This window comes from Streptomyces sp. NPDC087310 (assembly GCF_044744405.1).
GTDB lineage: Bacteria > Actinomycetota > Actinomycetes > Streptomycetales > Streptomycetaceae > Streptomyces.
Window position 1 is genome coordinate 334,124 of sequence record NZ_JBIUYF010000002.1, and the last position, 24,698, is coordinate 358,821.

At 74.6% G+C, this 24,698-nt stretch carries 3 protein-coding genes; all 3 read right to left on the minus strand.

The genetic code is table 11. The features are described 5' to 3' along the window. Positions 1-44: 44 nt before the first annotated feature. The 3 genes from ACIO3P_RS07535 to ACIO3P_RS07545 are packed head-to-tail and all read right to left on the minus strand — an operon-like array spanning position 45 to position 24,696. On the minus strand, positions 45-3,812 hold the full coding sequence (locus ACIO3P_RS07535) for an SDR family NAD(P)-dependent oxidoreductase (protein WP_401848598.1): 3,768 nt from the start codon (positions 3,810-3,812) through the stop codon (positions 45-47). After that, a complete protein-coding gene (locus ACIO3P_RS07540; protein WP_401848596.1) occupies positions 3,809-13,546 on the minus strand; it encodes a beta-ketoacyl synthase N-terminal-like domain-containing protein in 9,738 nt (3,245 codons plus the stop codon). Before ACIO3P_RS07540 ends, ACIO3P_RS07535 begins: the two co-directional genes overlap by 4 nt. Further along, positions 13,543-24,696 carry an SDR family NAD(P)-dependent oxidoreductase gene (locus ACIO3P_RS07545; protein ID WP_401848595.1) on the minus strand — a complete coding sequence of 3,718 codons (11,154 nt, stop codon included), beginning with the start codon at positions 24,694-24,696 and terminating at the stop codon, positions 13,543-13,545. The genes ACIO3P_RS07540 and ACIO3P_RS07545 overlap by 4 nt, the downstream gene beginning before the upstream one ends. Between the last annotated feature and the right edge of the window lie 2 nt (positions 24,697-24,698).

The following is a 24,698-nucleotide window of genomic DNA, read 5'->3' on the forward strand; positions in this document are numbered from 1 at the left end:
TTTCGTGTGTGCGGTCCGGGTCGGTCTCGTGTGTGCGATCCAGGTCAGTTCCGCGCGGTGAGGACCTTGCAGAAGCTGCGCACCGTCGGGTTCTCGATCAGCACGTCGCCGGGGAATCCGCCGAACTGGGCGCGGACCTGCGCCATCATCCGGACAGCGGCCAGCGAGTGGCCGCCCAGCTCGAAGAAGCTGTCGTTGGCCCCGACGCCGTCCACGCCGAGGATCTCGCTCCAGATCTCGGCGAGCGCGGCCTCCTCGTGGGACGCCGGGGGTTCGAAGGGGACCGGGAGGTCCGGTCGGGGGTAGCGGCTGCGGGGCGGCTCCGGCGCCGTACGGTCCAGCCGCGTCCACTGGTCGAAGCGGCGCTCCAGGGGGCCCGTGGAGAGGGTGAGCTGGCGGACCCGGCCGGTGACGGAGAGGGCCCGTTCGAAGACCTCGCACCCTTCGGCGGCGTCGAGGAAGTAGTCCTTCATCGTGACGCCGAAGTCGCCGTGCGGGTCCTCCCCCAGGTTCCAGGTGTCCCAGTTGACGGGGAGCCACCGGCCTTCCGGTCCGCTGCCGAGCGTCCGGGCGTACGCGTCCATCGCGGCGTTGGCCGCGGCGTACGGTCCGTACGCGACGCCGCCGAGCACCGCGGCCAGTGAGGACATCGTCATCCTGAGCGGCGCCTCGTCCCGGCCGAGCAGGGCGTCCAGTACGCGCAGCCCGGTCACCTTGGAGCGGAAGTGCGTCTCGCAGACCGCCCGGCTCAGCCCGGGGGCGAAGCCGAAGTACTCCCGGCCCTGGGCGCCGGAGGCGTGGACGACGACGTCGATCGGGCCGAAGTGGTCCCTGGCCAGGTCCAGTACCTCGGCCATCCGGTCGCGGTCGGCCACGTCGGCGCCGGCCACCAGCACGGACGCGCCGCGCTCCCGCAGCTCCCGTACGGTACGGATCCGCTCCGCGGTCCGGTCCGCGCCGGGGTGCTCCGCGAGCCAGGCGTCCCACCGGCCCTCGGGCGGCAGCGGGGTCCGCGCGGTGAGGACCAGGCGGCAGCCGTACGCGGCGGCGAGGTGCGCGGCGAGCGCGGAGCCGACCGTGCCCAGTCCGCCGGTGATCAGGACGGTGGCGCCGCGCGGGATCACCGGGCGGTCCGCGGGGACCGGGCCGACCCGTACGGGGGCGAAGGACCTGACCCAGCGGTCGGTGGAGCGCAGCGCCACCGGGTCCGTGGTGGTGTCGGCGGCCGCCTCGGCGAGGAGTTCACCGGCGAGCGCGTGGACGGAGCCGCGCGCGCGGGCGCAGCCGTCGGTGTCGAGGTCGACGAGCCGGCAGGTGAGGTCACCGAACTCCTGGTTGATCACGGGTTGCAGTCCGGCCAGGGTGGCCTGTTGCGGCCGGCGCAGATCGCCGCCGGTGGCCTCGACGGCGCCGTCGGTGCAGAGCAGCAGGTCGACCTCGCCGGGCTGGGCGTCCTGGGAGAGGGCGCCGACGAGGGCGAGTACGGAGTAGAAGCCGAGCCGCTGGGCCTCGGCGAACGCGGCGTCGCCGCCGTCCCCGTCCCCTGCCGCGGCTCCGGTCCCGGTTCCCGCGGTCTCCAGGCTGAGGGTGTGCAGCACCCCGCGCGGGCGGCCGAGTGCGGTGAGCGCGGCGGCGAAGTCCTCCCGCGAGGCGGGGTCGATGTCGCGTACCCGCAGCCCCGCGATGTCGGTCGGCCGGCCGCCGGGCCGGTCCGCCGGGCACAGCACGACGACCTCGGCCCCGAGGTCGGTGAGCCGGTGGGCGGCGGCGAGTCCGGGTCCGTCCCCGGCCACGACCCACCACGGGCCCTTCTCCCGCAGCCGTCCGGCGTCCGCGCCGCTCAGCAGGGGTACGGAGCGCCATACGGGGTGGGAGAACCAGTCGGCCATGTCGGCCAGCCGGCCCCCGGCCAGTGCGGGGGCGCTCTCGGCCGCCGGGGCCGTACCGCCGGGAGCGGCGGCCAGGCCGGGGAAACCGGCCGGGAGGTCCGCCGGGTCGAGGAAGTAACGCTGCCGCTCGAAGGGGTAGGTAGGCAGCGGCACGCGCCGCCGCGGCCCGTGGTGCAGCGCCGCCCAGTCGATGTCGGCGCCGGTCAGCCACCGTTCGGCGGCCTCGTGCGGGTCGGCGGTCCGGTGGGTGACCCCGGCGGCGGTCACGGGTCCCGCGGTGACCCTCCGTGCCGGGTCGCCGAGGGCCCGTACGGCGTCCTCGGCGCCGTCGCAGACGACGGCCGTCCGGTGGGCGAACCCGGTGCGGCTGGCCTGGAGGGTGTACGCCACGTCTGCCAGGAGCCGGTCGTGCTCCAGGACCCGGTCGTGCTCCAGGACCCCGCCGTCCAGGGCCCCGGTGTCCAGGGCCCGGTCGCCGTCCCCGGGGCGCCCCTCCCCCAGGGTGTCGCGCAGATGGTCGCGCAGGCGCCGTACGGCCGCGTCCAGAGCGGCCGGGGTACGGGCGGACAGCACCAGCAACTGCGGGCCAGGCGCGGCCTGTTCGGCCGGTCGCCCGGGTCGCTCGGGGGCTTCTTCGAGGACGACGTGGACATTGGTGCCTCCCGCTCCGAAGGAGTTCACGCCGGCCCGGCGCGGGTGTGCCGTACGCGGCCAGGGCCGGTCCTCGGTCAGGACGGTGAACCGGTCCCCCGCCGTGGCGAGGGCCGCGTTGGGGGTACGGAACCCCCGGGTGGCCGGCAGGACGCGGTGGTGCAGCGCCAGCGCCGCCTTCATCAGCCCGGCGACCCCGGAGGCCCGGTCCAGGTGCCCGATGTCCGGCTTGAGGGTCGACAGGACCCGGGGCGCCGCGGGCACGTCGGGGAACGCCCGGTCCATGGCGGCGAGTTCGATGGAGTCGCCGAGCCGGGTGCCCGTGGCGTGGCACTCGACGTAGCCGATGGTCCCGGGGTCGATGTCCGCAACGGCCAGTCCGTAACTGATCACGGCGCTCTGGCCGTCGACCCCGGGCGCGGAGTAACCGGCCCGCGCCGCACCGTCGTTGTTGATGGCGCTGCCCAGCAGGACGGCCCAGACGTGGTCGCCGTCCCTGCGTGCGTCCGCGAGCCGTTTCAGCGCCACGACGCCGACACCGTTGCCCATGACGGTGCCGCCCGCGTCGGCGTCGAGGCTGCGGACCACCCCGTCGGGCGAGGTGATCGAGCCCTCCTCGAACTGGTAGCCGGTGGGCAGCGGGTCGGGGATCGCGGCGCCGCCGGCCAGGGCGACGTCGCAGTCGTACGTGAGCAGGGACTGCGCCGCCAGGTGCACCGCCACCAGCGAGGTGGAGCAGTTGGTCTGCACGCCCACGACCGGCCCGGTCAGGCCGAGTTTGTAGGCGACCAGGGCACAGAGGGAGTCGGCGGTGGTGCCCATGCCGTACTGCTCCAGGGTGATGGTGGCCATCACCTCGGGGCGGATCAGCACATGGCGCATCCCGTACTGGCTCGGGGCGACGCCGCCGAAGACACCGACCTGGCCCGGTACGGCGTTGGGCCGGTACCCGGCGCTCTCCAGCGCCTCCCAGGCGCACTCCAGGAACATCCGGTGCTGCGGATCGGCGACCTCCGCCTCGCGCGGGCTGTAGCCGAAGAACGCGGCGTCGAACAGTTCGGTGTCCGCGACGGGCGCGCCGCGCCGTACGTACCGGGGGTCGGCCTGTGCGGCGGGCGGCACCCGGGCGGCGGTCAGCTCCTCCTGGGTGATCTCGCGGATGCCGCCGGCGCCCCGGGTGAGGTTGGCCCACAGCGCGTCCGCGCTGGCCGCGCCGGGGAAGCGTCCGGCCATCCCGACGATGGCCAGCGCGGACTCGTTTTCCTCGCTCATGCGCCTTCCGCCTCCCGGTTCTTGGTACGGCGCAGGCTGCGCCTGCGCCGGTCGCTGCGGGCCTGGTCCTCGGCCGTGGTGTCGGTGGCGCCGTCGCCGGGCGTCTCGGCGGTGCGCGCGGCGAGCAGCCGCGCCAGCCGGGCGACGGTCGGCGCCTCGTAGAGGATGTGCGGGGCGAGTTCGTCGACGGCGAGGCGGCGCCGGATGCGCGCCATGACCTCCATGCCGATCAGGGAGGAGCCGCCGAGGTCGAAGAAGCTGTCGTCGGCGCCGATCTCGTTGAGTCCGAGCAGGTCGCACCAGACGTCGGCGATGGCGCTCTCGACCTCCCCGGAGGGCGGCACGAACTCGGTGACCAGGTCGGGGCGCGGATGGCGGGTGCCCTCCTGCCGTTGGGCGCTCTTGCCGCCGCCGACCAGTTCGATGGTGAAGTGCCGGCTCATCCGCTCCATCTGGGAGAACTCCTGGCTGTTCACCACGACATAGGGCTGGTCCTGGGAGACCGCCCTGAGCAGGGCGCGCCAGCCGGCGTCGAAGCCGATGCCGAACTTCTGCCGGTTGGTGCGGAAGAACTCCTGGATCTCCACGTCGTACCCGGCGAGTCCGGCCTCCCAGGCGTTCCACTGCCACTCGCCCCAGCCGATGGTCAGCGTCCTGCGGCCGTCGCCGCCGTCGCCCGTGTGGGCGGCCTCCCCGTACGCGTCGAGGAAGGCGTTGGCGGCGCTGTAGTCGACCTGTCCCGGGCCGCCGCCGGTCGCGGAGGTGATGGAGGAGAACAGCACGAGGAAGTCCAGCGGTACGCCGTCGAGCGCGTGCTCCAGGGCGAGGGTGCCGCCGATCTTGGGCGCCATCACCTTGCGCATCTCGGCGGTGGTCTTGAACTGCATGAGTCCGATGCCGGGCAGTCCGGCGGCGTGCAGGACGCCGTGCAGGGCGCCGAACCGTTCCAGGGCGGTGGTGACGGCCCGTCCGGTGTCGGCGGGGTCGGCGACGTCGCCGGTGACGACGGCCACCTCGGCGCCGTACTCCTCCAGTTGACGGACGCCGGTGAGCCGGCGGCGTACCTCGTCGCTGACCGCCGGGTCGGCGAGCGCGGCCTCCCAGGTGTCGCGGGGCGGCAGCCCGGTCCGGCCGAACAGCACCAGTTTGGCGCGGCAGTCGCGGGCCAGGCGCTCCGCCATGGCGAGGCCGATGCCGCCGAGCCCGCCGGTGACGAGGTAGACGCCGCCCTCGCGCAGGGGCCCCGGCACGGGCCGGGCCGCCCCGGCGTCGCCGGGCTGCGGGGTGTGGTCGGGCAGGGTCTCGTAGTCGGGCAGCCAGCGCCTGCCGTTGCGCAGCGCCACGACGGGGTCGCCGTCGCCGTCGCCGAGTTCGGCGGCGATCTGCCCGGCCAGCCGCTCCGCGGTGGCGGGGTGCACGGGGTCGATGTCGATGAGCCGGCAGGAGACCTCCGGGTACTCCAGCGGGATGCCGCGTACGGGCCCGGTGACCGTGGTCAGTTCGGGGCGGATCCGTTCGGCGCCGGTCACCGAGCGGGTACCGCAGGTGACCACGTCCAGCGACCACTTCTCGGCGCCGACGTCCCCGGCCCCGGTGGCGAGTGCGACAAGGGTGTCGGTGCCGCGCACCATCGCCGTCTCGACCTCCTCGGCGGACGGTGTGGTGCCTTCGGGGGCGGGCAGGGAGAGCGTCCACAGGTGGACGATCCGTTCGGGCAGTCCGCCGTCGTCCCTGAGCCGGCGCATCAGCTCGCGGATCCGCGGGCCGTCACCGGGCCGTACCCGGTACGCGCCGTCCTCGTCGGGTCCTTCGAAGCCCTCGGCTCCGGTGGCGGGGCGTACGAGGACGACGCTGCCGCCCGCGTCGGTGAGGCGGCGGACCAGCGGCCCGCTCACCTCGTCGGCGGCGCCGGTGTCGGTGAGGATCAGCCAGCGGCCCAGCGGCAGCCGTCCGCCGCGCGGCGCGGTCTGCCGCCAGACCAGGGCGTGCAGCCACTCCTCCTCGGGGAGCAGCGGCAGCGGGGAGCGCCGTACGTCGTCCAGGTCGGTCACTTCGAGGACGGGCGCGGGCCCGCCGGCCGTCCTGGGCGCGGCCGGGGCCAGCCAGTACTCGGCGCGCTGGAAGGGGTAGGTGGGCAGCGGGACCCGGCGCGGCGCCCGGCCCCCCTGGTAGGCGGTCCAGTCGATGTCGGCGCCGGCGAGCCAGAGGCGGGCCACGGTCTCGGCGGCCACCAGGTCGTCGGGGCGGGGGTCGGCGGCGGCCGGCAGGGTCGGCACGATCAGCGGCCACCGGTCGCGCGAGCAGTCGGGGTGGACCCGGGCCATGGCGCCCAGGGACTGGCCGGGGCCGAGCTCCAGGAGGACCGGGTCGGGGTCGGCGAGGAGCAGGGCCAGGCCGTCGGAGAACCGTACGGTCGAGCACATGTGGCGGGCCCAGTAGCCGGGGTCGGCGACCAGGTCGGCCGTGACGGGTGCGCCGGTGACGTTGGACAGGTAGGGCAGTTCGGGGGCCCGGGGCCGCAGGTGGGCGGCGGCCCAGGCGGTGAGTTCGTCGCGTACCGGTTCGAGCATCCGGGTGTGGAAGGCGTGGGTGGTCGCGAGCTTCCGCCCGGGGACGCCGGCCGCGGCGAGCCGGGCCGCGAAGGCGTCGATGACGTCGCAGGGCCCGCCGACGACGGTCAGTTCGGGGCCGTTGACGACGGCGATGTCGATGCCCTGGTCCGCGAGGTCGCCGAACCGGGCGCCGAGCTGTTCCGGCGAGAGCGGCAGGGCCAGCATCGCCCCGGCGGGCAGCCGGGCGATGAGCCGGGCCCGGAAGGTGACCAGGCGCAGCGCGTCGGCCAGGGTGAGGACTCCGGCCAGGCAGGCGGCGACGTACTCCCCCAGGCTGTAGCCGAGCATCCTCGTGGGGCGTACGCCCCAGCTCATCAGCAGCCGGGCGAGGGCGTAGTCGGTGACGAACGCGGCGGGCTGGGCGATCTCGGTGCGGGCCAGCTCCGCCGCCGCGGCCTCGGCGTCCGCGTCGGGGGCGGGGCCCCGGCCGAGCATGGCCGACAGGGTGTCGCCGTCCCCGGCCGGCCGGTCGCGGCCGGTGGTGAGCAGGTGGACGAGGTCGACGCCGTCGCCGAGCGTGTCGCCCAGCAGTGCGGCGCACTCGTCGACGGCGGTACGGAACTCCGGTTCGCGCCGGTAGAGTTCGCCGATCATCCCGGGGTACTGCTCGCCCACTCCGGCGAGCAGGAAGTCCACCGGCCGGTCGAGTACGGCGTCGGTGCGCCGCATCATCCCCGCCACGGCTGCGGGGGTCTCCGCGTCGTCCGGGGCGGCGCGCAGGGCGTCCAGCGAGTCCGCGACGAGGATCCTGCGGTGCTCGAACCGTTCGCGCCCCGCCTGGAGGGTGTACGCCACGTCCAGCGGAGGTGTGGCGGGCTCCTCGCGCAGCCGGGCGCGGAGCCGGGCGACGGCCTCGTCGGCGGCCTTCTCGCTCCGCGCGGAGACGGGCAGGATCTCGTACCGCCGGTCGGGGCCTTCCCCAGCGGCGGTCTGCCGTGCGTCGGGCTGCTCGGGAGGCTCCTCCACGACGACATGGACGTTGGTGCCGCCCATGCCGAGGGAGTTGACGCCGGCGATCCGGCGGCGGCCGTCCTCGACCTGCCAGGGGGTGAGCGCGGTGTTGACGAAGAAGGGGCTGTCCGGGAAGTCGATCTCGGGGTTGGGCTCCTCGAAGTTGAGGCTCGGCGGGATCTGACGGTTCTTCAGCGAGAGGACCGTCTTGATCAGTCCGCTGGCCCCGGCCGCCGCGCCGAGGTGTCCGATGTTGGTCTTCACCGAGCCGATCGCGCAGTACTGCTTGCGGTCGGTGGCGCCGAACGCCCGGGTGAGCGCGGTGACTTCGATCGGGTCGCCGAGTTCGGTGGCGGTGCCGTGCGCCTCCACGTAGCTGACGTCCTCGGGGCCGACCCCGGCGGACGCCATCGCGTCGGAGACCACGGTGGCCTGTCCGACGACGCTGGGGGCGGTGTAACCGACCTTCAGGGAACCGTCGTTGTTGATGGCCGAGCCCCTGATGACCGCGTGCACCGTGTCGCCGTCGGCCAGTGCGGCGTCGAGCCGCTTGAGCAGCAGCACCCCGACGCCGTCGCCGAAGAGGGTGCCCTTGGCGCGGGCGTCGAAGGTGCGGACGCGGCCGTCGGGCGACTCCATGCCGCCGGGGGTGTAGAGATGGCCGACCCGGTCGGGCACATGGATGCCGACGCCGCCCGACATGGCCATCTCGCACTCCCCGGCGCGCAGGCTCTGGCAGGCGAGGTGGGTGGCGACCAGGGCGGTGGAGCAGAAGGTCTGCACGGAGAGGCTGGGGCCGGTGAGCCCCAGTTTGTAGGAGACCCCGGTGGCGAGGGAGTCCTTGTCGTTGCCGATGACCGTGGAGTAGAGGTCCGCCTCGCCCGCCGTGGCCAGGCCCGCGGCCTGGAGCATCAGATACGTACTGAGGTTGGACCCGGCGAACACACCGACCCGGCCCCGGCCGCGGGCCGCCCCGTAACCGCCGTGCTCCAGCGCCTCCCAGCAGCATTCGAGGAAGAGCCGGTGCTGCGGGTCGGCGAGGGCGGCGTCGCGCGGGCTGTAGCCGAAGAATCCGGCGTCGAAGGTGCGGATGTCGTCGAGCACCGGGCGCGCGGGGACGTAGTCGGGGTCACGGATCTGGTCCAGGGAGAGCCCGGCGGCGAGCAGTTCCTCCTCGGAGAACCGGGTGACGGACTCCAGGCCGTGGCTGAGGTTGTGCCAGAAGGCCGCGATGTCGGACGCCCCGGGGAAGCGGCCGGTCAGCCCGATGACCGCGATGGGCACGGTGCCGGCCGGCGTCTCCGGTGCGTCGCCGCGCGCGGGCTCCCGTACCACCGCGGCCCGTGGCTTCGGTGCCGTGTCCGGTACGGCGGCGGGGCTCCCGTCGCCGCCCAGGCTGTCGATCTTCTGGATGAGGGCGTGCACGGTGGGCGCCTCGAACAGGGTGATCGGGGAGACCGCGACGCCGAACGCCTGCCGGATGCGCTTGACGAGCTGGAGCGCCATCAGCGAGGTGCCGCCGAGGTCGGAGAAGTTGTCGCGGGCCCCGACCCGGTCGATCCCCAGCAGGTCGGCCCAGAGTTCGGCCAGCCTGCGCTGGCGCTCGCCGCTCGGGGGCACGTACTGCTGGGCGAGTTCGGGCCGGGGGAAGCGCTCGCCGGAGGACCTGGCCGGGGCCGGCGTAGCGGGGGCGGCGGGCCGCTCCACCCACTGCACGAGGCGCGCGGGCAGGTCCCCGGCGCAGACGAGGGTGCGCGGCCGGGGCGCGGCCAGCACCCGGTCGACGGCGTCCAGCGCCTGGCGCTCGGTCAGCGAGTACTGCACGAGGGAGGCGCCGAACGACTGTCCGCCGAGGTCGGCCGCGGTGGACGGCCAGGTGTCCCAGTTGACGGCGAGCCAGCGGGTGGAGTCCGCGCGGTGGCGGTCGACGACGGCGTCCAGGAAGGAGTTGGCCGCCGTGTAGCTGGCGAAGCCGATCCCGCCGAGCACGGCGGACATCGAGGAGAACAGCAGGCAGAAGGCGGCGGGCACGTCCTGGAGCACCCGCTCCAGCGCCAGCGCGCCGTCGGTCTTCGCGTGGAAGTGCGCGTCGCGCTGCTCAGGGGCGAGCCCGGAGATCGGGCTCAGGCTCTCGGCGTCGGTGACGGCGGCGAGATGGATCACGCCGTGCAGCGCGCCGTGGCGCGCCACGACGGAGGAGACAACCTCGCGCAGGGCGCCCTCGTCGGTGGCGTCGGCGGCGACCGCCTCCACGGAGATCCCCTGGTCCGCGAGGCGCAGCAGTGCGGTGACGCGGGTACGCAGGGCCGGTTCCGCGGTGTCGTCGGCGGCGATACGGTCCCACTCGGCGCGCGGCGGCAGGCCGCGCCGCCCGGTGAGCACGAGCTTCGCGCCGTACGTACGTCCCAGGTGTTCGGCGAGGAGCAGGCCCACGGGTCCGAGTCCGCCGGTGATCAGGCAGACGTCGCCGGGTCCGGGCAGGACCGAGGTGTCACGGGGCTCGGCGGCTCCGTCCCCGGCCGGTACGGGCGCGGTCTCCGGGGCGGGTACGTAGTCGAGCGCCAGCCGGGTGCCGGCGCGCAGGGCGGCCACCCGGCCCTCGCCCGCGCCCGCCAACTCGCCGTACAGGGCGGCCGCCACGGCCGCCGGGGAGTCGGCCGCGTCGGCCTCGTCCGTCGCTTCGGCTTCGGCGTCGGCCTCGGCGGAGAGCGTCACGTCCAGGGTGCGGACGTCGATCGAGGGGTACTCCTGCGGCGCGACCAGGCACGGGCCGAACACGGTGGCGCGTTCGGGGGCCACCGGCGGGTCGTCGTCGCGGACGGCGCGCGCGGACTCGGTCGCGACGAGCAGCGGGAGCGGTCCTTCGGGACCGGCGTCGCCGAGCGTGGCGGTGAGCGCGCGCAGGCTGTCGAAGCCCCGTTCACGGGCGCGCGGGCCGGTGGTGTCCTCGGCGGGGCCGCTGTCGAGCCCCCAGAGGTGGACGACCGCGCCCGGCGCCCCGGCGCTCTCCAACAGGGCCTGGTAGTCGTCCTGTTCGGCCGGGCGCACCGTACGGCCCCCGGCCGGGGCCGGTCCGCCGTCCGGGTGTACGAGCACGGTCTCCCGGCCGTCGGCCATGAGCCGGGCGGCGAGCGCGTCGGCGACCCCGCGGCCGTCGGCGAAGATCCAGACGGGGGCGCCGGACGGGGCGGGGCCCGCCGGGGAGGCGGGCAGCGGACGCGCGGTCCAGCGCGGGACGAACAGCCCCTGCGCGGTGAGCGGGTCCGACGCGTCCGGCGGCGCGGTCACGGGGGCCGCCGCCACGGGGGCCGCGGTGACGGCCACGGGGGCGGGTGCGGCCGCGTCGATCCAGTAACGCTCGTGCTGGAAGGGGTAGTCGGGAACGGAGACCTTACGGGGACTCCTGCCGTCGTGGTACGCCTGCCAGTCGACCTCGACGCCCGTCAGCCACATCCGCGCGAGCGACCCGGCCAGCACCTCCTCGTCGCTCGACGGGTCGGCCTGGGCGGGCAGCGTGGGCAGCAGCAGCGGCCAGCGGTCGGGGGTGCAGCCGGGGTGGTTGCGGGCCATCGCGCCGAGGGACTGCCCCGGGCCCAGCTCCAGCAGGATGTCCTCGCCCTGGGCGAAGGTGTGCGTGAGCATGTCCGAGAACCGCACGGTGCGGCACATGTGCTCGGCCCAGTAGCCGGGGTCGCGGAGCTGCTGCTCGGTGACGGGCGCGCCGGTCACGTTGGAGAGGTACGGGATCCGCGGGGCCCGCGGCTTCAGTTCGGCGCGGGCCCACGCGGTGAGGGCGGGCGCGGCGGGCCGGAGCATCGCGGAGTGGAACGCGTGCGTCGTACGGAGGCCACGGCTGGGTACGTCGGCGGCGGCGAGCCGTTCGGACAGCTCGGCCACGGCGTCTGCGGGCCCGGAGAGCACGGTGAAGCCGGGCCCGTTGACGGCCGCGACATCCACCCCGGTCCCCGCCAACGGGCCTATCTTGTCGGCGAGTTCGGCGACGGAGAGCGGCACGGCCGTCATGGCCCCGGCGGGCAGCTCGGCGATGAGCTGGGCGCGGTGGGCCGTCAGCGCGGTCGCCTCGGGCAGGGTCAGGGCGCCGGCCAGGCAGGCGGCGGCGAACTCCCCGACGCTGTAGCCGAGCAGCAGCCGGGGCCGGATGCCCCAGGACATCAGGAGCGTGCCGAGCGCGTAGTCGGCGGCGAACATGGCGGGCTGGATGATCTCGGTGGCGACGGGTTCGGCGGAATCGGCCGCCGGTGTTCCCGTACGGCCGAGGAGCCCCGCCAGGTCGGGGGCGCCGGAGCGGCGCTCCGCGAGGAAGGTCTCCACCGGGTTGACGCCGAGCCGCTCGCGGAAGAGGTCGGCGCAGGCGTCGATCGCCTTACGGAAGACGGGTTCCGAGCGGTAGAGGCCGCCGACCATGCCCTGGTAGTGCTCGCCGACCCCGGCGAGCAGGAAGCCGACCGGCCTGCGGGTGAGCGCGTCGTGGCGGGCGAGGACGCGGTGGTCGGCGTCCTCCCCGAGGGCGCGCAGCGCGTCGGCGACGGAACCGCCCGCCGAGGACGAAGAGGTGGAAGAGGAAGAGGAGGAGGTCGCGGAGGTGACCAGCGCGCGGCGGTGGTCGAAGACGGCCCGGCCGGTCTGGAGGGTGTAGGCGACATCGGCGACGCCCCGTTCCCCGGTGGCGTCCGGCTCCCAGGCGCGGCCCTCGCCCTGCTCGGCGAGGAGGTCGCGCAGGTGTCCCGTCGTCTCGTCGGCCGCGTCCGCCGTACGCGCGGACCACACCAGTACCTGGTGGTCGCGCGGGGCGGGGCGGGGGTCCCGCGCGGGTGCGGCGGTCTCCTCCAGGACGACATGGGCGTTGGTGCCGCCCATCCCGAAGGCGCTGACCCCGGCGCGGCGGGGCCGTTCGCCCCGGGGCCAGGGCCGCAGGTCGGTCACGACCTCCAGGCGGCCCGCGGAGCGTTCGAGCTGGGGGTTGGGGCGGTCGAAATGGAGGGTGGGCGGGATCTCCTCGTGGTGCAGGGCCAGGGCGGTCTTCATCAGACCGGTGACCCCGGCGGCCCGGTCGAGGTGGCCGAGGTTGGTCTTCACCGAGCCGATCGCGCAGCGGGTGACGCCGTCGACGTCGTAGACGCGCTGGAGGGCGGCGATCTCGATGGCGTCGCCGAGGCCGGTGCCGGTGCCGTGGGCCTCCACGTAGTCGATGTCGGGCGCGGTCAGCCCGGCGCTGGCCAGGGCCTCCGCCATCACGCCGGACTGGCCCCGTACGCCGGGGGCGGTGAACCCGGCCCGGTTGGCGCCGTCGTTGGTGACCGCCCAGCCCCGGATGACCGCGTAGACGCGGTCCCCGTCGGCGAGCGCGTCCTCCAGCCTGCGCAGGGCGACGACCCCGACGCCGCTGCCGACCGGGGTGCCCTGGGCGGCGGCGTCGAAGGCCCGGCACCGGCCGTCCGGGGAGGACATCCCGGCTTCCTGGTAGAGGTAGCCCACCCGGTGGGGCACGAGGACGGAGACCCCGCCGGCCAGCATCATGTCGGCCTCGCCGCTGACCAGCGCGGAGCAGGCCAGCGACACGGCGACCAGGGAGGTGGAGCAGTAGCTCTGGACGCTGTAGCAGGGCCCGGTGAGGTCGAAGGCGTACGCCGCCCTGGTGGCCAGGGAGTCCTTGTCGTTGCCGAGGCCGATCTGCACCTCGCCGACCGACTCCGCGAGGTCGGGCCGGGTGGACAGGTTGTTCATCATGTACCAGCTGATGCCGGTACCTGCGACCACGCCGATGGATCCGGCGAAGCGCGCGGGGTCGGTGCCCGCGTCCTCCAGGGTGTGCCAGGCGGTCTCCAGGAACAGCCGCTGCTGGGGGTCGAGGAGCTGGGCCTCCTTGGGGGTGTGGCCGAAGAAGCCCGCGTCGAACAGGTCGATGCCGTCGAGCACCGATCCCGCCCGTACGTACGCGGGGTCGGCGAGCAGTTCCTCGGACACGCCCTCGGCCCGCAGCTCCTCCTCGGTGAAGCGGGTGATGGTGTCCTTGCCCGCCCGGATGTTGTGCCACAGTTGCCGGACGCCGTCGGCGCCGGGGAACCGTCCCGCCATGCCGACCAGGGCGATGTCCGTGCCCTCGGCGCCGCTCTGCGGGTCGTCCTCGCTCGTCTGCCAGCTCTCGCTCACTTGCCTGTCCTCCTGCGCTTGATGGTCGAGGCACCGGCCTGAGCCCTGCGCCGCTGTCCACGTGCCGCACTGCCGTCCTCCCGGCCCGGTGCGGGGGATGCGGGCCCGGCGCCGTCGGGGTCACCGCCTGAGCCGCCCCCGCTGCCCGCGCTGCCCGCTCCGGGGCCGGCCGTTGCGGAGCCGGCCGTACCGGAGCCGGCCGTACCGGAGCTGCTTGCGCCGAGGCTGTCGAGCAGCTCCGCGAGCTGGGCGACGGTGGGGTGTTCGAACAGGCTCGCCGCGGCCAGCTCGACCCCGGACTCGGCGGCCAGCCGGTTCACCAGGGCCAGCCCGACGAGCGAGGTGCCGCCCAGCTCGAAGAAGGGGTCGTGCACGCCGACCCGCTCCATGCCGAGCAGTTCGCCCCAGGTATCGGCGACGGCGCGTTCCGTCCCGGTGCGCGGGGCGATGTACGAGACCCGCAGATCGGGCCGGGGATAGCGGCGTTCGGGCGCGGTCGCCCCCGAACCCGTGCCCGTACCCGTGGCGGATCCCTTGCCGTTCCCCGACAGCGCGTCCGGGTCGGAGAGCATCCGCATGGCGTCGACCAGGTCGTCCAGCGGCTGGTTGAGCGCGTAGAGATGGGAGGGCCCCGCCGCGATGATCCGGCCGAGCGCCGCGGTCCCCTCCTCGTCGGTGAAGCCGTACTCCTCCCGGATCCGGCGCGCGCGGTCCCGCAGGGCGGGGGCCGCCGCGTACGCCTTGGTCTGCCAACTGTCGTGCTGCCAGGCGCCCCAGCCGACGGAGACGACACGGTTCGCCACCGTCCCCGCCCCGTCCTCGGCCGCGGCGAAGGCGTCGAGGAAGGCGTTGGCCGCGCCGTAGTCGCCCTCGCCGTGCCCGCCGACCGCCGTGACGGTGGAGGAGTACAGCACGAGCAGCTCGGGCGGCGCCTCCCGCAACGCCTCGGCGACGGCGAGCGTCCCGGCGATCTTAGGGGCCAGTACGGCGGCGGCCTGCTCCCTGGTCTTGTACTGGAGCAGTCCCTCGCCCGGTACGCCCGCGGTGTGGATCACCCCGTACACCTCGCCGAAGTGCTCGCGTACGGTACGGAACGCCTCGGCGGCCTCATCGGGTTCGCTGATGTCCGCCGAGACGGGCAGCACCTCGGCGCCGGCCGCGCGGAGCTGCCGGATCGCCAGGAGTACGGCGCTGATCCGGTCGTCGGCGCGGTGGCTGCTGATCCACCAGTCCCACAGGGCGGGTTCGGGCAGTTCGGTCCTGCCGATCAGGGCGAGCCTGGCGCCCATCGGGGCGAGCCTGCGGGCCAGCGCCATGCCGAGGCCGCCGACGCCGCCGGTGATCGCGTACACACCGTCGGGCCGCCAGACCTGGTCGTCGGAGACGGCGGGCAGCCCCACCTCTTCGAGGCCCGGGAGCCAGCGCCGTCCACGCCGCCAGGCGCTCGGGGAGGTGTCGGAGGTGGTACCGAATCCGGCTGCGTTTCCGTTTCCGTTTCCGGCTCCGGCTCCGGTCAACAGGGAGAATTCACGGAGTAGTTGTTCGGCGGCCTGGTCCAAGGACGCCTCCGGGTCCAGGTCGACGCAGCGGGTGCGGATCCGTGGGTACTCCACGCCGATGGAGCGGGCGAGGCCGACGACCGGGGCGGACAGCGGGTGGACCCGCTCGCCGCCGAGGACGTCGAAGGTTCCGGAGAGCGCGACGACGAGTTCGACGTCCCGGCCCGGCAGGACCCGGCCGATCGCCTGGATCAGCCAGAGCACGCTGTAGAAGCCGCGGTCCAGGGCGCGTTCGAGCCCCTCGGTCCCCTCGGAGTCGTGGGAGTCGTGGGAGTCGTGGGGATGGTGGCCGAAGGCGTGCACGATGCGCAGCGGGCCAGCCGGGGCGGTGGATCCGCCGGTGTTCAGCTCCGTCAGCAGCCGCTCGTACTCCTCGGGGCTCCCGGGGTCGATCGTGGTGCCCTCCCCGGTCCGCGGTGAGCCGTCACCGGCCTCGACGAACACGACCTCGTCCCCGTCGGCGGCGGCCTGTTCGGCCACCTGGCGGCCGAGCCCGGCCCGGTCGGCGAGGACCAGTACGGTCGCGGGCGCCGTCGGCGCGGGCGTGGGCGGCAGGGCGTCCTGCCGGCGCCAGGCCGAGGCGAGGAAGCGGGTGCCCCGGACGTCGGCCGCGGGCGCCCCGCCGTTCGCCGGTACGGTTCCGGCCGTGGCGGCGGGCCGCGCGGCGGGCATCGGCCAGTAGCGGGCCCGCTGGAACCGGTACCCCGGCAGCCGCAGGAGTTCGCGCGGTACGGGGTGGCCGGCGGCCCAGTCGACGGTGACGCCCAGCTCCCACAGCCGGCCGATCCCCGCCAGCCACGTCGCACGGTCGGCGTCGCCGCCGGGCGCGGGCAGCAGCCGTACGGTCGCCGGGGGCGCGGGGGCCTCGGCGGCGCCGTCGGCGGGCGCGGGCTCCGCCGGGAACGCTGTCGCGTCCAGGGTGCCGGCCCAGCCCGCCTCCACCAGCACGCTGGCGTACTGCGCGAGGCCGTGCGCGCCGTCGGCGTCCGCGACCGGGCGTCCTGGCCGGGTGGCCCAGTAGGCGGGGTCGGCGCACTCCCGCGGTGTGAGCGGCCGGCCGGTCTCGGCGGAGAACAGGCTGACGCGCGGCTCGTGGACGGTCACCGACGCGGCGCGCGCCGGGTCCAGGGCGAGGCTCATCGCGTCCGGCAGCTCGAACACCCCGGCCGCGCAGGCCGCCACGTACGCGCCGACGCCGTGGCCCAGGATGACGGCGGGCCGCACTCCGTACGCCTCCAGCAGCCGCACGAGCGCGTACTGCACGGTGAACGCGGACAGGGTGGAGACGGCCGTCGCCTCCCCGTCCCGTACCGGCCGGCGGTGTGGGTCGCGAAGGCCGGCCAGGTCGGTGCCGAACCGCTCGGCGGCCAGCTCGGCGCACGCGTCGACCGCCGCCCGGAACGCCGGCTCCGTACCGTAGAGCCCGCCGGTGGCGCCGGACGGCGCCTCGTCGCCCGGCAGCAGCAGGCCGATGCGGTGCTTGCGGTCCGGGGATACGGTTCCGTCGGCGCCGCCGGGGTCGCGCAGCCGCTCGATCGCGTCCGGGAGGTCCCGGCAGAGCAGCGCCCTGCGGACCGGGAAGGCCGTGCGTCCGGTCTGGGCGGTGAACGCCACGTCGGCCAGGGCCAGTTCGGGTTCCCGCTCCAGATGGGCGGCGAGGGCGGTGGCGGCCTCGCGCAGACTCGCGGCGTTGGTCGCGGAGAGGGTGACGAGGTGCCGCTCGTCCGTCCCGGATGTCCCGGCGGGTGGCCGGGCCGGTTCCTCGCGCGGCGCCGGTGGTGCCTCCTCGACCACCAGGTGGATGTTGGTGCCGGACCAGCCGAAGGAGCTGACCCCGGCGCGGCGCGGGGCGCCGGGCGCTGCGGGGAACGGCTGCCGGAACTGCGCCGGGCGTACGGGGCCGTCGAGGGACACGTCCGCGTTGGGCCGCTCCAGGTGCAGGTTGGCGGGGAGTTCGCCGCCGCGCAGCGCGAGCACCGACTTGATCAGGCCCGCCATTCCCGCGGTCGTCAGCAGATGCCCGACATGGGTCTTGACCGCGCCGATCAGCAGCGGGTGGTCCACCTTGCGGTCGCCGAAGACCTCCTGGAGGGCGCTGAACTCGATGGCGTCGCCCAGGCTCGTACCGGAGCCGTGCGCCTCGACAAAGCCGATGTCGTCGGGGCGCAGGCCCGCGTCGGAGAGCGCCGCGCGCACCACGGCCGCCTGTGCGGGCCTGCTGGGCGCCGTCAGTCCGTTGCTCCGCCCGTCCTGGGTCATGGCGGATCCCCGGATCACGGCGTGCGCGGGGCGGCGCTCCGCCTCGGCGTCCTCGGCGCGTTGCAGAACGATGGCGGCGCTGCCCTCACCCGCCACGAAGCCGTCGGCGGCCTCGTCGAAGGTTTTGCAGCGGCCGTCCGCGGCGAGCATGCTCATCTTGCACGCCTGGACGAGCGCGCTCGGGTCGATGAGCGCGGAGGCCGCGGCGATGACCGCCAGGTCGCACTCGCCGCGCCGCAGGCTCTGGACGGCGAGATGTGTGGCGGTGAGCGCCGAGGAGCACGCGGTGTCCACGGTCATGCTCGGACCGCGCAGGTCCAGGTGGTACGCGATCCGGCCGGCGGCGGCGCTGGAGGACAGACCGAGGAAGAAGCTCGGGTCGTCGAAGCAGGCCAGGCCCTCCGTCTCGACCTGCCGCCGCGAGTACTGGCTGGAGTCGCTGAGCCCGAGGAAGACCCCGGTCCTGCTGCCGCGCAGCCGCTCCGCCGGTATCCCAGCGTCCTCCATGGCGGTCCACACCATCTCCAGGAGCAGCCGGTGCTGGGGGTCGAGCCGGTACGCCTCCTGCGGGGTGCAGCCGAAGAACTCGGCGTCCCAGTCGGCGAGATCGGGGACGAAGGACGCCTTCCTGGTGTACGCCTTGCCCGGTACGCCCTTGCGGGGGTGGTAGTAGGCGTCCATGTCCCAGCGGTCCGGGGGCACTTCGGAGGCGGCGTCCACGCCGTCGAGCAGGTTCTGCCAGAACAGCTCCGGGTCGGCGGCCCCGCCGGGGAAGCGGCACCCCATGCCGACGATGGCGATCGGCGCGTCGGACGCGGCCGGGACGGCGGGCGCCGCCCGGCCCCCGGCGGGCAGTGCCACGACACCGGCCGATCCGGTCGCCCCGTGTGCGGCCGGCTCCGCGGGAATCGTCAACTCGGCGAGGCCGTCGACGAGTTCGTTCTGCAGGTGGTGGGCGAGGGCGAGCGGGGTGGGGTGGTCGAAGGTGAGGGTGGCGGGCAGCCGGAGTCCGGTGGACCGGGAGAGCCGGTTACGCAGCTCGACGGCGGTCAGGGAGTCGAAGCCCAGCGCCGTGAACTCCTTGCTCACGTCCAGCACGGCGGAGGGCGCGTGCCCGAGCACCGTGGAGACCTGGCGCGCCACCAGGTCCACCAGATGGCGGTCCTGTTCGGCGGCGGACAGGGCGGCGAGGCTGCGGCGCAGGCTGTCGGCACCGTCGTCGCCGTCCCGCTCGGCGCCGCCGAGGGCGGTACGCCGGCCGGTGGCCGTGGCGGGCGCCAGGGCGCTGAGCAGCGGGGGCAGCGGGCCGGAGCGGGCGAGGCGGGTCAGGTCGAGTTTCACCGGCACGCTCAGCGGCAGGCTGTGCGCCAGCGCCGCGTCGAACAGCGCCAGCCCCTCGTCCTGGCTCATCGGCGCCACACCGCCGCGCGCGAACCGTTCCCGGTCGGCCTGGCCGAGCCCGCTCGTCTGCCCCTTGCCCTGGCCCCACCAGCCCCAGGCCAGCGAGGCGCCGGGCAGTCCGGCGGCCCTGCGCGCGGCCACCAGGGCGTCGACGGCCGCGTTGGCCGCCGCGTAGTTGCCCTGCCCCGGGCTGCCGAGCACGCCGGCCGCCGAGGAGAACACCACGAAGAGGCTCAGGTCCGCGCCGCGGGTCAGCTCGTCGAAGTGCCGGACGGCGTCCACCTTCGGGGCGAAGGCCCGCCGTATCCGCTCGGGGTCGAGCGCCGGGATCACCCCGTCGTCCAGGGTGGCGGCGCAGTGCACGACGCCGGTCAGCGGACGGTCGGCCGGGATCCCCGCCAGCAGCTCCGCCACCGCCTGACGATCCGTCACATCGCAGGCGACCACGTCGACCTCGGCGCCGATCTCCTCCAGACCGGACCGCAACTCGGCTGCCCCGTCGGCCTGTTCGCCGCTCCGGCTGACGAGTACCACGCGCCGTACGCCGTAGCGCGACACGAGGTGGCGGGCCACGAGCCCGCCCAGATCGCCGGTGCCGCCGGTCACCACGACCGAACCGGCCGGGTCGGGGGCGCGGTCCACGGTGAGGACGATCTTCCCGGTGTGCCGGGCCTGCGCCATGAGCCGGAACGCCTCGGGCGCCTGCCGTACGTCGAAGAGCGTGGTCGGCAGCGGGGACAGCACCCCGCGTTCGAACAGCTCCATCACCTCGGCGAGCATCTCGGCGACCCGGTCGAGCCCGGCGTCCAGACCGTCGTACGCCTGGTAGCCGACATCGGTGCGTACCGCCGCGACCTGCTCGGGGTCGCGGATGTCGGTCTTGCCCATCTCCAGGAACCGTCCGCCCGGGGCGAGCAGCCGCAGTGAGGCGTCCACGTACTCCGCGGCGAGGGAGTTGAGCACCACGTCCACGCCCCGGCCGCCGGTCGCGGTACGGAAGGTCTCCTCGAACTCCAGGGTGCGGGAGTTGGCCATACGGTCCGGGGAGATCCCCAGCCCTTCCACGACGGCCCACTTGGGCGGGCTCGCGGTGGCGAACACCTCCGCGCCCATGTGGCGGGCGAGCTGGATCGCGGCCATGCCCACGCCACCGGACGCGGCGTGCACCAGCAGGGTCTCCCCCGCCCGCAGCCGCGCCAGCCGGTTCAGCCCGTAGTAGGCGGTCAGGAACACCACGGGGACCGTCGCGGCCTGCGCGAAGGACCAGGCGTCGGGTATCCGCACCCAGCCGCGCCGGTCGCTCACCACCACCGAGGCGAAGGAGCCGAGGGCGAGCCCCGTGACCCGGTCGCCGGGCGACAGGTCCGTGACCTCCGCGCCGACGTCGAGCACCACACCGGCGGCCTCGGTGCCCAGCAGGCCCACATCGCCGCCGATCATGCCCAGTCCGGCGACCACGTCACGGAAGTTGAGCCCGGCGGCGCGGACCGCGACCCGGATCTGGCCGGGCGCCAGTTCCCGTACGGCGTCGTCGGCGGGGAGCCATTCCATGTTCTCGGCCGAGCCTGCGGCCCGCATACCGATCCGTACCGCGTCCGGGGTGCCGGTGTGTCCGGCCGCCGGTTCCGGTACGGCGAGCCGCTGGGGCGCGAGAGGCAGCGGAACCCCGGCCCCGCCGCTCGCCATCCGGACGAGACGGGGAGCCCGTAACCCGTCTGCGGTCAGGGAGAGCTGGGGTTCACCGGTGGCCAGGGCACCGGCCAGCAGGGGTACGGTCGGCCCGGCGCCCGGCGCCACGTCCAGCAGGACGATCCGGCCCGGGTTCTCCGCCTGCGCGGAGCGCACCAGACCCCACACCGCGGCGGCCCCGGCGTCGACGGGCCCGCCGGGCGCCCCACCGACGGCTCCCGAGGTCACCACCACGAGCCGGGAGTCGGCGCACGCCTCGTCGGCCAGCCACCGCTGAAGGGTGTCCAGGGCCCGGCAGGTCACCGCCCGTACGGAGTCGACGTCAGGTACGGAGTCGACATCGGGTACGGCGTCGACGTCAGGTACGGCGTCGGCATCGTCCCGGGTCGCGCGGGGGGCCGACCACACCACGACGGTCGGCGGGGCCGTGTCACCGGATCCGGTGGGTGCGCCAGGTCCGGTCAGGGACCGGCAGGGCGGCAGGGCCAGGCCGTAGATGTCCTCGCCCGCCACCGTCCAGTTCTCGTCCGGGGCGAGGGCGGCCGGTTCGGCGGTCAGCGGGGCCCAGTCCAGCCGGAACAGGTCGTCCGTGCGGACCGGGGGCGTCAGTCCGCCCTCCGGCAGCGGTCGCAGGGTCAGCGAGTCCACCGTGAGGACCGGGCCGCCGGCCGCGTCGGTGACGTCCAGCCGCATCGCGCCCGGCTCGGCGGCGGTGATCCTGACCCGTACCCGGGAAGCGCCCACCGCGTGCAGCCGTACCCCCGACCACACGAACGGCATCCACGGCACCCCGGACTCGATGCCCGGCACGGCGCCGCTGAGCACCACGGCGTGCAGTACGGCATCGAGCAGCGCCGGGTGCACACCAAACCCACCGACGTCCGCCTGGCCCTCCTCGGGGAGCCCGACCTCCGAGAAGGTCTCGTCGCCCCGCCGCCACACCGCCTCCAGGCCGCGGAACACCGTGCCGTACTCCAGACCACGGGCCGCGAAACCCTCGTACACCTCGCCCACCGGTACGGGTTCCGCGCCCGCCGGCGGCCATGCCGTGGTCTCCTGCGGGGCGGGCCCGGGGCCGTCCCCGGCGTTCGCCAGCAGCCCGGTGGCATGGCAGATCCAGGCGCCGTCGCCGTCCTCGGCCCGCGCGTGGACCGTGACGGCACGGCGGCCGGAGCCGTCGGCCTCGTCGACCACGATCCGCACCACGGCCGCGCCGGTCCCGGTCAGTACGAACGGCACCTGGATGACCAACTCCTCCAGGTCCGGGCACCCGGCCTCGTCACCGGCGCGGATCGCCATCTCCACCAGCGCCGCCCCTGGCACCACCACCTCGCCCAGCACCCGGTGCCCGGTCAGCCAGGGCTGATCCCGCACCGACATCCGGCCGCTCACCACCACCCCACCGGAGTCGGGCAGTTCCACCACGGCGCCCAGCAGGCAGTGGCCGCCCATCGAGGTCAGCCCGTACGTCCCGACATCACCGGCGGTGTCCGCACCGGTCATCCAGTACCGCTCGCGCTGGAAGGCGTACGTCGGCAACTCGACCGGCCGCAGACCACGCCCCGCGAACACCGATCCCCACTCGACCCGTACACCGCACACCGACAGATGCCCCGCCGACAGCAGGAAACGGTCCAGACCGCCCTCACCCCGGCGCAGTGTGCCACCGGCCACCGCACCGGAGCCGACCGACGTCGCGATGTCCTCCACGCTCGCCGTGATCACTGGATGCGGGCTGACCTCGACGAACGCGTCGAAGCCCCGCTCCATCAACGACCGCACCACCGGCTCGAACCGCACCGGCTCCCGCAGATTCCGATACCAGTACCCCGCGTCCAGCTCACCACCGTCGACCAGCCCACCCGTCACCGTCGAGTAGAACGGCACCCCACCCGAACGCGGTGTGACGGAGGCGAGAACGTCCCGTACCTCGTCCTCCAGGAACTCCACATGGGCGGAGTGGGAGGGCACGGACGACGCGATCCTGCGGGCCCGTACCGACTCCTCCTCGCAGAGGCCCAGCAGTTCGTCGAGGGCGTCCGTGTCGCCCGCGATCACCACGGCGGAGGGGCCGTTGACGGCCGCCACGGTCAGCCGGTCGCCCCAGCGCGCGAGCCGTTTCTCGGCCTCCGCGGCAGGCAGCGCGAGCGACACCAGTGCGCCGCGGCCCACGAGCCGCAGGAGCAGCCGGCTCCGCAGGGCGACGACCGTCGCCGCGTCCTCCAGGGAGAGCGCCCCGGCGACGCAGGCCGCGACGATCTCGCCCTGGGAGTGGCCCACCACCGCCTCGGGCTCCACCCCCGTCGAGCGCCACAGGGCCGCCAGCGAGACCATCACCGAGAACAACACGGGTTGTACGACATCGAGTTCGGCCAGGTCGGGGGCGTTCTCCCCGCCGCGCAGCGCGTCCCGTACGGACCAGCCCACCAGGGGGCGCAGGACCTCTTCGCACTCCAGCAGCCGGTCCCTGAAGACCTCGGAGGACTCCATCAGCTCCTGGGCCATGCCCTCCCACTGGGAGCCCTGACCGGGGAAGACGAACACCACCCGGCCGCCGTCGGCCACCACCGGGGACCCCTCGGCGGTCACCACACCGGCGGCCGGCTCGCCCTGTCCCACGGCGGCCAGGCCCGTCAGCAGTTCCTCACGATCGGCGCCCACCACCACCGCACGGTGGTCAAGCCGCGCACGCCCCACCGCCAAGGACAGACCCACCTCGCCTGTCCCCAGAGTCGGCCGCTCCCGTACGTACCGCTCCAGCCGCCCCGCCTGCGCCCGCAGCCCCGCCGCCGACCCGCCCGACACCACCCACGGCACCGGGCCCACGTCCCCGGCAGCGGCCTCCGGTACGGGGACCGCCGGTGCCTGCTCGACCACCACATGCGCGTTCGTGCCGCTCACACCGAACGACGACACCGCCGCACGCCGCGGCCGGTCCACCACCGGCCACTCCCGCTCCTCCGTCGCGAGCGCCACCGCACCCGCCGACCAGTCCACATGGGTCGACGGCGAGTCGATGTGGAGGGTGCGCGGGACGATGCCGTGGCGCAGCGCCAGCACCATCTTGATGACGCCCGCCACCCCCGCGGCCGCCTGCGTATGACCGATGTTCGACTTCACCGAGCCGAGCCACAGCGGCCGGTCCTCGGGCCGGTCCAGGCCGTAGGTCGCGAGCAGCGCCTGTGCCTCGATCGGGTCGCCCAGTGTGGTGCCCGTACCGTGTGCCTCCACCACATCGATGTCGGCCGCCGCCAGCCGCGCGTTCGCCAGCGCCTGACGGATCACCCGTTGCTGGGACGGGCCGTTGGGCGCGGTCAGCCCGTTCGACGCACCGTCCTGATTCACCGCACTGCCCCGGACCAGCGCCAGCACCTCATGCCCGTTGCGCTCCGCGTCGGACAGCCGCTCCAGCAGAACCAGCCCCACACCCTCGGAGAAATTCGTTCCGTCGGCGGCGTCGGCGAACGACTTGCACCGGCCGTCGCGCGCCAGACCGCGCTGCCGGCTGAAGTCCACGAACATGCTCGGGGTGGCCATGACGGAGGCGCCCCCGGCGAGCGCCATCGAGCACTCCCCCGCGCGCAGCGACTGGCACGCGAGGTGCATCGCCACCAGGGAGGAGGAGCACGCCGTGTCGATCGTCACGGCGGGGCCCTCAAGGCCGAAGACATAGGAGATACGCCCCGAGGCGACGCCACCGGCGCTTCCCGTGCCCTGGTAGCCGTCCATGGCTTCCAGCGCCGCGTTGGACCAGGAGCTGTAGTCGTGCTGGATGACTCCGGCGAACACGCCGGTGCGGCTTCCGCGGATCGACTCCGGTGCTATTCCGGCCCGTTCGAAGGTCTCCCAGGCGGATTCGAGCAGCAGTCGCTGCTGGGGATCCATCGACTGGGCCTCGCGGGGGTTGATTCCGAACAGTCCGGCGTCGAACTCGTCCGCGTCGTAGAGGAATCCGCCGTTGAGCGAGTAGGTCTTGCCCGCCGCGTCGGGGTCGGGGTCGTACAGCCCCTCGACGTCCCAGCCGCGGTTCTCGGGGAACGGCGCGATGGCGTCCCGCCCCTCGGCCACCAGCCGCCACAGATCCTCCGGAGAGTCCACGCCGTCCGGGAAACGGCACGCCATTCCGACGATCGCGATCGGCTCCGCGTTCTTCTCGTCCTGGTCGCGCAGTTGGAGCCGGGCGTTCTGGAGCTCCCCACTCACCCGTGCGAGATAGTCGCGGAGTTTGGCGTTCTCATCCATCG